This window comes from Spirillospora sp. NPDC048819, assembly GCF_040650055.1.
In the GTDB taxonomy this organism is placed as follows: domain Bacteria; phylum Actinomycetota; class Actinomycetes; order Streptosporangiales; family Streptosporangiaceae; genus Spirillospora.
In genome coordinates this window covers 74,764-88,768 of the sequence record NZ_JBEZGN010000020.1, presented here as the reverse complement: position 1 = coordinate 88,768, position 14,005 = coordinate 74,764, and the positions used below count along the sequence as shown (strand labels likewise).

The following is a 14,005-nucleotide window of genomic DNA, read 5'->3' as shown; positions in this document are numbered from 1 at the left end:
AGAGGCTAGGCGCATCCCAGCGGATATGCCAACGGGGGAGGCGAACGGGTAGTCGTCCGTCACGGGACCATCGGCAAACCGTTCGATTCCCATGCGGATCTCCTTCGATCATCCATGTGACGCCTGAGAAGGCGGTCGGGTTGACGTGTTCGTGGGATCAGCCCTTCAATGCCCCCGCCATCAGCCCGCGCATGAAGAATCGTCCGAGCAACAGGTAGACGAGGAGGGTCGGCAGGGACGCCAGGAGCGCCGACGCCATCTGCTGGTTGTACTGGACGGCGACCGCGCCCGAGCCCGCAGTGTTGTTCAGCATGACCGTGACCGGCCAGCTGTCGGGGGCGCCGAGGAACACCGCGAACAGGAAGTCGTTCCACATCGAGGTGAACTGCCAGATCAGCGTCACCGCGAACGCCGGGCCCGAGACGGGCAGGACGACCGACCAGTACGTGCGGAGCATCCCGGCGCCGTCGACGCGGGACGCCTCGATCAGCTCGTCCGGGATCGTCACGTAGTAGTTCCGGAAGATCAGCGTGCAGATCGGGATGCCGTACACGACGTGCGCGAGGACCAGGCCGCGGATCGTCCCGGACAGCTCCACCTCCGTCAGCAGCCCGGCCAGCGGGATCATCACGGCCTGGTACGGGATGAACATGCCGAACAGGAACAGGGTGAACACGACGTCCGCGCCGGGGAACCGCCACTTGGACAGGACGTAGCCGTTCAGCGAGCCGAGCACCGCCGAGATGATCGACCCGGAGACGGCGATCTTGACGCTGTTCGCCAGGCCGCCCTTCAGCTCGTTCCAGGCGGCGCTCCAGCCGTAGGTGCTCCACTGGTCCGGCAGGCTCCACGCGCTGCTCGGGTCGGCCTCCTCCAGCGGCTTGAAGCTCGTGACGACCAGCACGTACACGGGGATGAGGAACAGCAGGACGAACGCCAGCAGGACGGCCAGCTTCGCGATCTGCCCGACGCCGGACGTCCCGCGCGCCGCGGGCGCCTTGACGGCCGTCATCGCTGCCGCTCCCCGCGCACCGACCAGACCAGGTACGGGATGACCAGGACGGCCACCGCGACGAGCATGTACGTGGCGATGGTGGCGCCGTTGGCGGGGTCGTGCCGGTCGAAGATCTCGACGTAGGTGGCGATGGCGGGGACATAGGTGATGATCTGCTTGCCGGCGATCGCCATGATCAGGTCGAACACCTTGAGCGAGATGTGCCCGAGGATGATCAGCGCGGACAGCGTCACCGGGCGGAGCTGCGGGAACACCACGTACCGGTACACCTTCCACTCGGACGCGCCGTCCACCCGCGCCGCCTCGCGCAGATCCTCGGGGACGCTGCGGAAACCGGCCAGATACAACGCCATGACATATCCGGACATCTGCCAGATCGCCGGGAGCGCCATCGCCGCCATGCCCCAGTCCGGGTTCTGCCACCAGTTGTTCGCCAGCGCCCCCAGATGGAGCTTGTCGAACAGCTGGTTGAGGCCGACCGCGCGCTGCGGCGGCGCCGGGTTCATCAGCCAGCGCCACACCACGCCCGTGGCGATGAACGACACCGCCATGGGGAACAGGTAGATGATGCGGAACGACGCCTCGCCGCGGATGCCCTTGTCCATCAGGAACGCGAGGAACGCGCCGAGCAGCAAGGCGCCGACGACGAACACGGCCGTGAACACCAGTGCGTTGCGCACGGCGCCCGGCCAGCTCGGCTGGTCCCACAGGTCGACGAAGTTCTTGCCCTTGTCGAACCCGTACTCGGAGACCTCGTCGTGCTTGCCGCTCAGCGCGACCCGCGTGTTCCAGAAGATGAGGCCGTAGACGAACAGGCCGATCGCGACGATGGACGGCGAGACCAGCAGCAGCCCCGGCAGCCACTTCCGGCTACGGCGAAGCCTCACTGGCCGCTGTTCTTGGCCGCGTTCACCAGGCCCTCCTGGAGTTTGGCCACGTCCTTGTCCTGGAGGAAGAGGCCCACCGCGGTGTCGATGTCGGTGTGCCACTTGTTGTTCGCGGTCACGCCGTGCCAGAACGAGCCCGCGAGCTTGATGTCGGGGCTGGTCCACCGCTCCAGCGCGTACTGCAGGTAGCCGGTGTAGAGGCTCTTGTCGCCGTCCGTGCGGGCGGGGATGGAGCCCTTCTTCGGGTTGAAGAGGTCCTGTCCCTCCTTGCTGGACACCTCCTTCAGCCACGCGATCGCCCCGCCGCGGTGCGGCGCGCCCTTGGGCAGGGTGAAGCTGTCCGACAGCCACATGTAGGTGCCCTCGGTGCCGGGCGCCGGCGCGTACTTGAAGTCGGTGTCGAGCTTCTTGCCGAGGCCGTTGGGCGCGGCGCCGGTGAAGTAGCCGTACGCCCAGTCGCCCATGATGTTGAACGCGGCCTTGTCGTCCACGACGGCCTTCGCGGCGCCCTGCCAGTCGGTGGACGCGGCCTCCAGCGTCGTGTGCTTCATGATCTCGGCGAACTCGTTCAGCGCCTTGGTGACGGCCGCGCCGCCCCAGTCGGCGCCCGGCTCCCACAGCGCGTTGTAGGCGTCGGTGCCGAGGCTGCCGAGCAGGACGTTCTCCAGCAGGTGGTCGGCGGTCCACTGCGCGCCGAGCGACAGCGGGACCTTGTCGGTCTTGTCGTCGACGGCCTTCAGCGCCGTGATGAACTCGGCGATCGACTTGGGCGGCCCGGCGACCCCGGCCTCCTCAAGGATGTCCGGGTTGTACCAGAGCACGTTCGACCGGTGGATGTTCACCGGAACCGAGTAGATGTGGCCCTTGTAGGTGATCTGGTCGAGAAGCTGCTTCGGGTAGACCGACTTCAGGCCGTTCTGCGCGTAGAAGTCGTCCAGCGGCTCGATCTGACCGGCCTTGATGTAGTCGAGCAGCTCGGCGCCCGCGTGGCCCTGGAAGGAGTCCGGCGGCTTGTTGTTCTGCAGCCGGCTCGCGAGGACGGCCTTGGCCTGCGTCCCCGAACCGCCCGCGATGGCCGCGTTGACGAACTTGGTGCCGGGATTCTTCTTCTCGAAGTCGGCCTGCATCGCCTTCAGGCCGTCGGCCTCGCCCGGACCGGTCCACCACGAGAAGACCTCGACCTCGGACTTGTCGTCGTTCGAGCCCTCGTCCTCGTTCGCGCCGCAGCCCGACATCGCGAGGACACCGGTCATCGCGACGGCCGCGAACACCGTCCAGCGCCGCCTGGGAGCACGTACTCGCATCGTCCGTCCCTTCGCCTACCCCGGAGAACAAGCGTCCGTTCGGGCCAGCGTCCGTTCGGACGGCGCACCGGTCAACACCGGGGACGGAAAAGTGATCAAGCGGTGATGCGAGTCACAGGCCGGGGCGAACGGCTCGCCCCGGCCGTGTTCTCCGCGGGTCGTTCCCGCCCGGTCGCCGGATCGCCCGCGCGGCTACCAGCCGAGCGCCGGCGGCAGGTCCCGGCGGCCGGCGTCCGGCCAGTCCAGCGGCGCGCCGAGGGGCGCGAGTTCGGCGAGCTGGAGCCGGTACCACGGTGAGGACTCGGGACGCCCGGCGAGGTCCAGGCAGCGCTCCCACGTCCACCACTCGGCCCGCTCCACCTCCTCCGGGTTCGGGTGGACGGCCGCGCCGTCCGCCGGCACGGTGGCGCGCACGACGGGGCAGCGCTCGTGCTCGACGGTCCCGTCCTCGGCGACGGCCCGGTACTGGAACCCGGGCAGGACGGACGTGAACGACGCGTCCGGAATGCCCAGCTCGTCCCGCAGTCGCCGGAGCACCGCGTCGCGCAGCCCCTCGCCCGGGCCGGGATGGCCGCAGCAGCTTCCCGTCCAGACGCCGGGGAACGTCCGCTTGCCCAGGGCGCGCTGAGTGATCAGGACGCGACCCTCCGTATCCACCACATAGCATGAAAAAGCCAGGTGGTACGGCGTGTCCTCATGATGGCTCGCGCTCTTCGGTGCGGTCCCGACGGCCTCGTCTTCCGCGTTGAGCAGCACAATCTCTTCGACGCCCATGCTCTGTTCCTACCCCATCCCCACCGGTACGGTCAGTCGTTTCACCCTGGGTCAGCCGTTTCGCACCCGCCGGGCAGGTGGCCTTCGGCATGTCGCGGGCGAACCGGGATTAAACTCGGAACGGCGCCAGAGCCAGGGGAGACCCGATCCCCGACGGAGGAGTTGAAACGAGTGAGCCTGCTGGAGTCGATCACAGGTCCCGACGACCTCAAACGACTGGACGCCGCTCAACTGTCTCGGCTCGCGGAGGAGATCCGCGAGTTCCTCGTCCAGGCGGTCTCCAAGACCGGCGGGCATCTGGGGCCCAACCTCGGCGCGGTCGAGCTGACGATCGCGCTGCACCGGGTCTTCGACTCGCCGCACGACAAGATCCTGTTCGACACGGGGCACCAGGCCTACGTCCACAAGATGCTCACCGGCCGGCACGACTTCGAGCTGCTGCGCAAGCGCGGCGGCCTGTCCGGCTACCCGAGCCGCGCCGAGTCCGAGCACGACATCATCGAGAACTCCCACGCCTCCACCGCGCTGTCGTACGCCGACGGGTTCGCCAAGGCGTTCCAGATCCGCGGCGAGACCGACCGCGCCGTGGTCGCGGTCGTCGGCGACGGCGCGCTGACCGGCGGCATGTGCTGGGAGGCGCTCAACAATATCGCGGGTGGCGTCGACCGTCCCGTCATCATCGTCGTCAACGACAACGGCCGCTCCTACTCGCCGACGATCGGCGGCCTCGCGCGGCACCTCGCCGACCTGCGCGTCACCCAGGGCTACGAGCACGCCCTCGACCTCATCAAGAAGACCGTGCCGCGGGCGCCGGTGGTCGGGAACATCACCTACGAGACCCTGCACGGCATCAAGAAGGGCCTCAAGGACGTCCTGCAGCCGCAGGCGATGTTCGAGGACCTCGGCATGAAGTACGTCGGCCCCATCGACGGGCACGACGAGGACGCCGTCGAGCGCGCGCTGCGCCGCGCCCGCGGGTTCGGCCGCCCGGTCATCGTGCACTGCATCACCACCAAGGGACGCGGCTACGCGCCCGCGGAGAACGACACCGAGGACTGCATGCACGGCGGCGGCGCGTTCGACCCCGCCACCGGGGCGTTCGTGCGCAAGAAGGGCGGCCCCGCCTGGACGAAGATCTTCGGCGAGGAGATGGTCGCGATCGGGCGTGAGCGCCGCGACGTGGTCGGCATCACCGCCGCGATGCTCTACCCGGTCGGGCTGGCCCCGTTCGCCGAGGCGTTCCCCGATCGCATCTTCGACGTCGGCATAGCCGAGCAGCACGCCGTCACGTCCGCCACCGGGCTCGCGATGGGCGGCCTGCACCCGGTCGTGGCGGTGTACGCGACGTTCCTGAACCGCGCGTTCGACCAGGTCCTGATGGACGCGGCGCTGCACAGGCAGCCCGTCACGTTCGCCTTGGACCGCTCCGGGGTGACCGGCGACGACGGCGCCAGCCACAACGGCATGTGGGACATGTCGATCCTCCAGCTCGTGCCGGGGATGCGCGTCGCCGTGCCGCGCGACGGCGCCCGGCTGCGGGAGCTGCTGCGCGAGTGCGTGGCCGTCTCGGACGGCCCGACCGCGATCCGCTACCCCAAGGGCCCCGCCGCCGAGGACATCGAGGCGATCGGCAAGGCCGGGGAGATGGACGTCCTGGCCCGCCACGACGGCTCCAACGGCACCCGCGTCCTGCTGGTCGCGGCCGGGTCGATGGCGGCGCCCGCGGTCGAGGCGGCCGAGCTGGTCGCCGCGCAGGGCATCGGCGTCACCGTCGTCGACCCGCGGTGGGTGAAGCCGCTCGACCCGGCGCTGCCGGACCTCGCCCGCGAGCACGCCCTCGTCGCCGTCGCCGAGGACAACGGCCGGACCGGCGCCGTCGGCGACGCGGTCGCCCGCCTCCTGCGCGACACGGGGGTCGACGCCCCGATCCGCACGTTCGGCATACCGCAGGAGTTCCTCGACCACGCCGCGCGCGGGGAGATCCTCACCGACATCGGCCTCACGCCGCAGGCCCTGGCCCGCGACATCACCGAGCACATCGCCCGGATCACCTCGCCGGAGGCGCACGAGCCCTCGGCGTCGGACCGGGAGACCTCCGACTGGGACTAGACGCCGGAGCCGGGGCCGGGTCCCGGCCTCGGCTAGACCCCTTCCGCCGACAGCAGGTGCCAGAAGTGGGTGATGGACGCGGCGGCCGTGCCGAGTTCGCGGCCCGAGTACGTCCATCGCCCACGCAGGCGCCAGGGGCGCCCGGCGCCGTCCTGTACGAAGACCTGCAGCGGGAAGCAGGCGTCATGCGCGCGGATGACGCCCGCCGGGTCGACCGAGGGGTCGAGCCGGGGCTCGCCCTCGCACCGCACGCCCATCACGGACGTGCGCGGATCCTGGCGCAGTAGTCCCTGCGTCAGGTCGTACACGAGCACGGACACGTAGTCGGGGCCCAGCCACCTGAGGTCGGGGACGGTCTCGGGTGGGGGGAACCCGTACAGTTCTGGACCGCCGGTCACAGGCCGCACCGTAGCGCTCAGGCCATAGGTCCGTCACTACCTTCCGCGCGGGATCTTCTCGCGGAGGTGAGTTACTCCCGGCCGCGGCAGGCGGACGTCATCGCTTCCCAGCGGGCGAGCTTGACGCGTTCGCCGCGTTCGAGGGCCTCGGCGAGGGCGATCTCGGCGGCGTCGAGCTTGAGCCAGTCGTCGTAGGTGACGACGGGCAGGCCGCGCGACTCCAGCAGTTCCTCGATGGTGCGCTTGGGCGTCGTGTCCGACCCGGCGAGGTCCTCCAGGAGGTTGCGGACGGTCTCCGCGGCGTCGGACTTGTTGGTGCCGACGACGCCGGACGGGCCGCGCTTGATCCAGCCGGCGACGTACTCGCGGGGCACGGGGGCGCCGTCCGGGCCGGTGATGCGGCCGCCCTCGTTCGGCACGGTGTAGGAGCGCTCGTCGAACGGGACGCCGTCGAGGGGGACGCTCTGGTAGCCGACCGAGCGCAGCACCAGGCCGACGGGGAGCGTCTCGAACTCGCCGGTGCCGGTGACGCGGCCCGTCTCGTCCAGGCGGGTCTTCTCCAGCCGGAGGCCCTCGACGCGGTCGGTGCCGATGATCTCGGCGGGGGCGCGCCAGAACCGGACGTCGATGTGGCGGGCGCGCCCGGCGGCCGGTTCGCCCGTCCACGCCTCCAGCGCCTTGATGTTGCCGCGGACCTTCCGGTCGCTCTCGGCCAGCTCGGCGCTCGCGGGGTCGAGGTCCATGTCCTCGGGGCTGACGTGGATGCTCGCGTTCGGAAGCTCGCCCAGCTCGCGGGCCTCCTTGGTGGTGAACTTCGCCTGCGCCGGGCCGCGCCGCCCGATCATGTGGACGCGCTTGACGCGGCTGTGCGACAGCGCCTCGATGACCTGCTCGGGGACGTCGGTCTCACGCAGCTCGTCCGCCGTCTTGGCGAGGATCCGGACGACGTCGACGGCCACGTTCCCGACGCCGATGACGGCGACCTCCTCGACCGACAGGTCGAAGGTGTGGTCGGCGGCGTCGGGGTGCCCGCAGTACCAGTTGACGAAGTCGGTCGCGGCGATGCTGCCGGGCAGATCCTCGCCCGGGACGCGCATGTGCCGGTCGACCATCGCACCGGTGGAGTAGACGACGGCGTCGTAGCAGTCGAGCAGGTCGGAGCGGGTGACGTCGCTGCCCAGCTCCACGCAGCCGAAGAACCGGACGGCGGGGTTCTCCAGGACCTTCTGCAGGTACTTGGCGATCGACTTGATCGACTTGTGGTCGGGTGCGACGCCGTAGCGCACCAGCCCGTACGGCGTCGGCAGCCGGTCGAACACGTCCACGCGGACGTTGCCGTCGGTCTGCTTGACGAGGGCCTCGGCGGCGTAGATTCCCGCCGGTCCGGAGCCGATCACCGCGACGAGTGGTGGAGAAGCCATGCGGGCCATTGTGCCCACCCTACGGACAAAATGACACAGTGACCCCCCTCACGCACCCCTTCCGTGCCTGGTCGGCCCCTGCGTCAGGGTTTGCGGGCGACCGCCGCCCACATCGGCACCTCTCGCGGTTCCGCGCCGTCGTTCCCGTCCGGCCGCCACTGGGGCGGGGAGACGAGCCCGGGGTCCACCGGCTCCAGCCCGTCGATGAGGGCCGCGACCTCGTCGCGGTCGCGGGGCTGCGCTTTCTGGACGGCGTTCTCGTTCCACGTCCGGAACGCCTCCCGGACCTGCGGCCCGCCGAGTTCGGCGGTGGCGTGGGTGAAGGCCAGCCAGCTCCCGGACGGGACGGCGTCCAGCAGCCGCCACAGGATGGCGCGCGCGTCGCCGAAGTCGGTCACGAAGTGCATCAGGCTCATCAGCGTGATGCCGACCGGCCGGTCCAGGTCCAGGGTGGCGGACGCCTCGGCGAGGATCCGGCCCGGCTCGCGCAGGTCGGCGTCCAGATAGGTGGTGGCGCCGGCCGGGGAGGAGTTCAGCAGCGCGCGGGCGTGCGCGAGGACGACGGGGTCGTGGTCGACGTACACGACGCGGGTGTCGGGGGCGATGGCCTGGGCGACCTGGTGCACGTTCGGCTCGGTCGGCAGCCCGGTGCCGATGTCGAGGAACTGGCGTACGCCCTGCTCGGCGAGGAAGGCCACCGAGCGGCGCATGAACGTCCGGTCGGCGCGGACCATGGCGACGACGTGCGGGTTCGCCTGGGCGATCTGCTCGCCGAGTTCCCGGTCGACCTCGTAGTTGTCCTTGCCGCCGAGCCAGTAGTCCCAGACGCGGGCCGAGTGCGGCCGGGTGGAGTCGATCCGGTCGGAGGGCGGGGGCCCGCCCGCGGCGGAGGAGGGGGTGGTGGTGTCGTCGGTCATGCGCCTTGTCACCGTCCATGCTGGTCGCCGGTCCCGGTCGTCCAAGATCGTATGACGGACGGGTCCCGCTCATCGCCGCTTCCGGAAAGGCGGCCTACTTTCCGGAGGGCGCCTCGGCGTGGGCGCGCTGCAGGCGGCTGTTCCGGTAGCCGTAGGCGGCGTAGATGACGATGCCGATGCCCATCCACACCACGAACCGCAGCCAGGTCTCCACCGGCAGGTTGATCATCACGAACAGGCAGGCCAGCACGGACAGGATGGGGACGAGCGGCACCAGCGGCGTGCGGAACGCGCGCGGCAGGTCGGGGCGGGTGCGGCGCAGGATCACCACGGCGAGGGAGACGACGACGAACGCGAACAGCGTGCCGATGTTGACCAGGGTGGCGAGTTCGGCCAGCGGGATGAACCCCGCGAGCGCCGCGACGATCAGGCCCATGATGACGGTCGACCGGTAGGGGGTGCCGAAGCGCGGGTGGACGACCGACAGCCAGCGGGGCATGAGGCCGTCCCGGCCCATCGCGAAGAAGATCCGGCTCATCCCGAGCAGCAGGATCAGCACGACGGTGGTGAGGCCGATGACGGCGCCGACGTCGATGATGGTGGCGAAAACGGGATGCCCGACGGCCTTGAACGCGTCCGCGAGCGGTGCGTCGGTGCTCAGTTCCCTGTAGTTCTGCATGCCGACGACGACGGTCGACACCGCCGCGTACAGGATCGCCGTGACGACGAGGGAGCCGATGAGGCCGATCGGCAGGTCCCGCTGCGGGCGGCGGGCCTCCTCGGCGGCGGTAGCGACGATGTCGAACCCGATGTAGGCGAAGAACACGATCGCGAGGGCGGAGAAGATGCCGAGCCAGCCGAAGGCGACGGGCGTGACGCCGAACAGCACCTGCATCAGCGGCGCGTCGAGCCCGGCGACCTCCGGGGTCGACGCCGAGGGCGGGATGAACGGGTCGTAGTTGCGGCCCTTGACGAAGAACAGCCCCGCGAAGATCACCAGCAGCACCACCGACACCTTGATCGCCACGACCACGGCGTTGACCCGCGAGGAGATCTTGATGCCGAGCACGAGCAGCGCGGTCACCAGCAGCACGAGCACGATCGCCGGGACGTTGACCGTCCCGCCCTCGCCCGGCGGATCGGCGATGGTTGTCGGCAGCGTGACGCCGATGTCGTCCAGCAGTGAGGCGAAGTAGCCGGACCAGCCGACCGCGACGACCGCCGCTCCGAGCGCCATCTCCAGGATGAGGTCCCAGCCGATGACCCACGCGGGGAACTCGCCGAGCGTCGCGTAGGAGAAGGTGTAGGCGGACCCTGCGACGGGGACGGTGGAGGCGAACTCGGCGTAGCACAGCGCCGCCAGCCCGCACACCACGGCGGCGAGGATGAACGACAGCGCGACCGCGGGCCCCGCGTTGTCGCGGGCGACCTGGCCGGTCAGCACGAAGATGCCGGTCCCGATGATCACGCCGATCCCGAACACGGTCAGGTCCAGCGCCGACAGCGCGCGCCGGAGCCGGTGCGCGGGTTCCTCGGTGTCGCGGATCGACTGTTCGACCGACTTCGTGCGCAGCAGGTTCATCGTTGCCCCTCCGCCTCCCGGGTGATCGACACGGCCGTCGGTCGTATGCCCGTATGTGCGCGACTTATGGCGGGTGAAACCTGGATGCGCCCGTGAAGTGCGGGAACGCCGGAGCGGGGGCGTCTCGATTCGCGTTCGAGACGCCCTCGCTCCGGTTCGGGAGCGGCGGGGGACCGGGCGGCCGGACGGGACCGGGCGGCCGGACGGGGTGGCCGGACCGGGCGGCGGGACTAGGCGGGGAGGGACGCCATGCCGGGATCCAGGAAGCGGCGACCCGTCACCTTCCCGGCGACGCCCGACCGGTCGAGATACGGGGTGATGCCGCCGAGGTGGAACGGCCAGCCGGCGCCGAGGATCATGCACAGGTCGATGTCCTGCGGGGCCGCGACGACGCCCTCGTCCAGCATGATGCGGATCTCGTCGGCGAGCGCGGTGAGCGCCCGGTCGAGGACCTGCTCCTCGGTCGACGGGTTCGTGCCCCCGGCGAAGATCTCCACGACCTCCGGGTCGACGGAGAAGTCCGGCAGGTACACGCCGGACTTGCCGGACGCGACCAGCTTCGCCAGGTTGTCCGACAGCGGGAACCGGTCCGGGAACGCCTCGTGCAGCGTCTCGTTCACGTGCAGCGCGATCGCGGGCCCGACGAGGCCCATCAGCACGAACGGCGGCATCGGCAGGCCCAGCGGGGCCGCGGAGCGCTCGGCCACCTCGATCGGCGTGCCCTCGTCCACCGTCTGGACGATCTCGGCGAGCAGCCGCAGCAGGACGCGGTTGACGACGAACGCCGGGGCGTCCTCGACCAGCACGCACGACTTCTTCAGCGCCTTGCCGGTCGCGAACGCGGTGGCCAGCGCCGCGTCGCCGGTGCGCTCGCCCCGGACGATCTCCAGCAGCGGCAATACCGCGACGGGGTTGAAGAAGTGGAAGCCGACGACCCGCTCGGGGTGCCGCAGCCCGGACGCCATCTCGCCGACCGACAGCGACGAGGTGTTGGTCGCGAGGACGCACTCGGCCGAGACGTGCTCCTCCACCTCGGCGAACACCTTCTTCTTGACCGACATCTCCTCGAACACGGCCTCGATGACGAAGTCGGCGTCGGCGAACGCCTCCTTGCCGAGCGAGCCGCTGATCAGCGACTTGAGCCGGTTGGCCTTGTCGGGGGACACCCGTCCCTTGCCGAGCAGCTTGTCGATCTCGCCGTGCGCGTAGCCGACGCCCTTGTCGAGGCGCTCCCGGTCGAGGTCGGTCAGCACGACCGGCACCTCCAGGCGGCGCGCGAACAGCAGCGCGAGCTGCGAGGCCATCAGTCCCGCGCCGACGACGCCGACCTTGGTCACCTTGCGGGCCAGGGACGCGTCGGGCGCCCCGGCGGGCTTCCTCGCGCGCTTCTGGGTGAGGTCGAACGCGTACAGGCCGGCGCGCAGCTCGTCGCTCATGATGAGGGAGCCCAGTGCTTCATCTTCTGCCTCGAAGCCCTCGTCGCGGGTGCGGTCCTTGGCCGCGGCGATCAGATCCAGGGCACGGGTGTAGGACGGGGCGGCGCCGTGCAGCTTGCCGTCCAGGTTCCAGCGGGCCATCGCGACCGCGTCGTCCCACGCCTTGCCCGTGTCGACCTCGGGCCGCCGGACGGTGATCTCGCCGTTCAGGACGCGGGCCGTCCAGGAGAGCGACTCCTCGAGGAAGTCGGCCGAGTCGAAGATCGCGTCGGCGATGCCCAGCTCGTACGCCTGCCCGCCCTTCAGCGTGCGGTTCTGGGCGAGGGGGTTGTCGATGACGACCTTGAGCGCCTTCTCCGCGCCGATCAGCCTCGGCAGCAGATACGTCCCGCCCCAGCCTGGCACGAGCCCGAGGAACGTCTCGGGCAGCGCGAACGCCGGGACGCCCGATGAGATCGTCCGGTACGTGCAGTGCAGGCCGATCTCGACGCCGCCGCCCATCGCCGCGCCGTTGTAGTAGGCGAACGACGGCACGCCCAGTTCGCCGAGCCGCCGGAACACGTCGTGGCCCAGTTTGGCGATGGCGTGCGCGTCCGCGCGGGTCCCGATCAGCGGGACGCCGTTGAGGTCGGCGCCGACCGCGAAGACGAACGGCTTGCCGGTGACGCCGACGGCGACGATGTCGTCGCGCGCGGCGACGGTGTCGATGGCGGTGTTCAGCTCGGCGAGGCCGTTCGGGCCGAAGGTGCTGGGCTTGGTGTGGTCGTGTCCGTTGTCGAGTGTGATGAGGGCGAGGGTGCCCGCGCCGTGGGGGAGAGTGACGTCCCTGACGTACGCGTGCGTGACGACCTCGTCCGCGAAGAGTCCCGCGAGACTGCTCACTTCGTCTCCTCCCAGTTAGCGTTCTCCCAGAGCACGGTTCCGCCCATGCCCATGCCCACGCACATCGTGGTCAGTCCGTACCGGACGCCGGGGCGCTCCTCGAACAGGCGGGACAGCTGGTTCATCAGCCGCACGCCGGACGAGGCGAGCGGGTGCCCGAGGGCGATCGCGCCGCCCCACGGGTTCACCCGCGCGTCGTCGTCGGCGATCTTGAAGTGCTCCAGGAACGCCAGCACCTGCACCGCGAACGCCTCGTTGATCTCGATGAGGCCGATGTCGTCCATGGTCAGCGCGTTGCGGGCGAGGAGCCGCTCGGTGGCCGGGACGGGCCCGACGCCCATGACCTCCGGTTCCACGCCGGCGAAGGAGAAGTCGGCGAGCCGCATCCTCGGGGTGAGCCCGAGTTCGCGGGCCACGTCCTCGGCGGCCAGCAGGCACGCGGTGGCGCCGTCGTTGAGTCCGGCGGCGTTGCCCGGCGTGACGTTGCCGTGCACGCGGAACGGGGTCTTCAGCCTGGCCAGGTCGTCCAGCGTCGTGCCGGGACGCGGCGGCTCGTCCTCGGTGGCGAGCCCCCAGCCCTTCTCGGCAGAGCGGATCGCGGTCGGCGCCAGGTCCGGCTGGATCTTGCCGGCCGCGTAGGCGGCGGCGACCTTCTGCTGGCTGCGGACGGCGTAGGCGTCCGCGCGGTCCTTGGTGATGCCGGGGAACCTGTCGTGCAGGTTCTCGGCGGTGGAGCCCATGACCAGCGCGGACGGGTCGACGAGCCGGTCGGCGAGGAACCGCGGGTTCGGGTCGACGCCCTCGCCCATCGGGTGGCGCCCCATGTGCTCGACGCCGCCCGCGATGACGACGTCGTAGGAGCCGAACGAGATGCCGGCGCCGGACGTGGTCACGGCGGTCATCGCGCCCGCGCACATGCGGTCGACGGCGTACCCGGGGACGCTCTTCGGCAGCCCGGCCAGCACGGCGGCGGACCGCCCGATGGTCAGGCCCTGGTCACCGGTCTGGGTGGTGGCGGCGATGGCGACCTCGTCCACCCGCTCGGGCGGGAGGGACGGGTTGCGGCGCATCAGCTCGCGGATGGCGCGGACGACGAGGTCGTCGGCGCGGGTGTCCGCGTACAGGCCCTTGGGGCCGGCCTTGCCGAACGGCGTGCGTACGCCGTCGACGAACACGACGTCGCGTGCGGTGCGAGGCACGGGGTCGTCCTCCCTGCGGTGGGGGCTCGGGTGAAGGTGTCGGGCCTCGTGCCGCCCCTGCCTGTTCCCGGCGGCACGAGT

General features: G+C 70.5%; 11 protein-coding genes. 1 reads left to right on the top strand and 10 read right to left on the bottom strand.

What is annotated here, in order from left to right; all coding sequences use genetic code 11:
* Positions 1-157 precede the first annotated feature (157 nt).
* From AB0C35_RS25260 to idi, 4 genes are all read right to left on the bottom strand, one after another.
* The gene (locus AB0C35_RS25260; protein WP_358460244.1) at positions 158-1,012 is read right to left on the bottom strand and encodes a carbohydrate ABC transporter permease; all 855 of its coding nucleotides are present in this window, start codon (positions 1,010-1,012) and stop codon (positions 158-160) included.
* Positions 1,009-1,902: a sugar ABC transporter permease gene (locus AB0C35_RS25255; protein ID WP_358460241.1), complete on the bottom strand. Its 894-nt coding sequence runs from the start codon at positions 1,900-1,902 to the stop codon at positions 1,009-1,011. Before AB0C35_RS25255 ends, AB0C35_RS25260 begins: the two co-directional genes overlap by 4 nt.
* Entirely contained in the window at positions 1,899-3,137 is a 1,239-nt protein-coding gene (locus AB0C35_RS25250) for an extracellular solute-binding protein (protein WP_358460450.1), read from the bottom strand. Before AB0C35_RS25250 ends, AB0C35_RS25255 begins: the two co-directional genes overlap by 4 nt.
* A 261-nt stretch (positions 3,138-3,398) precedes the next feature.
* On the bottom strand, positions 3,399-3,980 hold the full coding sequence (gene idi / locus AB0C35_RS25245; protein ID WP_358460238.1) for an isopentenyl-diphosphate Delta-isomerase: 582 nt from the start codon (positions 3,978-3,980) through the stop codon (positions 3,399-3,401).
* 171 nt (positions 3,981-4,151) lie between these two features.
* Here idi and dxs point away from each other — a divergent pair, with 171 nt between their 5' ends.
* Positions 4,152-6,089: a 1-deoxy-D-xylulose-5-phosphate synthase gene (gene dxs, locus AB0C35_RS25240; protein ID WP_358460235.1), complete on the top strand. Its 1,938-nt coding sequence runs from the start codon at positions 4,152-4,154 to the stop codon at positions 6,087-6,089.
* A gap of 32 nt (positions 6,090-6,121) precedes the next feature.
* On the opposite strand, the gene AB0C35_RS25235 is transcribed toward dxs, so the two are convergent.
* From AB0C35_RS25235 to AB0C35_RS25210, 6 genes are all read right to left on the bottom strand, one after another.
* Positions 6,122-6,487: a hypothetical protein gene (locus AB0C35_RS25235; RefSeq protein ID WP_358460232.1), complete on the bottom strand. Its 366-nt coding sequence runs from the start codon at positions 6,485-6,487 to the stop codon at positions 6,122-6,124.
* Positions 6,488-6,558: 71 nt separating this feature from the next.
* Positions 6,559-7,908 (bottom strand): FAD-dependent oxidoreductase, encoded by a 1,350-nt coding sequence (locus AB0C35_RS25230; RefSeq protein WP_358460229.1) that lies wholly within the window; start codon positions 7,906-7,908, stop codon positions 6,559-6,561.
* A gap of 83 nt (positions 7,909-7,991) precedes the next feature.
* On the bottom strand, positions 7,992-8,825 hold the full coding sequence (locus AB0C35_RS25225; protein WP_358460226.1) for an SAM-dependent methyltransferase: 834 nt from the start codon (positions 8,823-8,825) through the stop codon (positions 7,992-7,994).
* A 94-nt stretch (positions 8,826-8,919) separates the two neighbouring features.
* Positions 8,920-10,407 (bottom strand): amino acid permease, encoded by a 1,488-nt coding sequence (locus tag AB0C35_RS25220; RefSeq protein WP_358460223.1) that lies wholly within the window; start codon positions 10,405-10,407, stop codon positions 8,920-8,922.
* A gap of 230 nt (positions 10,408-10,637) precedes the next feature.
* On the bottom strand, positions 10,638-12,725 hold the full coding sequence (locus tag AB0C35_RS25215; protein ID WP_358460220.1) for a 3-hydroxyacyl-CoA dehydrogenase NAD-binding domain-containing protein: 2,088 nt from the start codon (positions 12,723-12,725) through the stop codon (positions 10,638-10,640).
* Entirely contained in the window at positions 12,722-13,924 is a 1,203-nt protein-coding gene (locus AB0C35_RS25210) for a thiolase family protein (RefSeq protein WP_358460217.1), read from the bottom strand. The genes AB0C35_RS25215 and AB0C35_RS25210 overlap by 4 nt, the downstream gene beginning before the upstream one ends.
* Between the last annotated feature and the right edge of the window lie 81 nt (positions 13,925-14,005).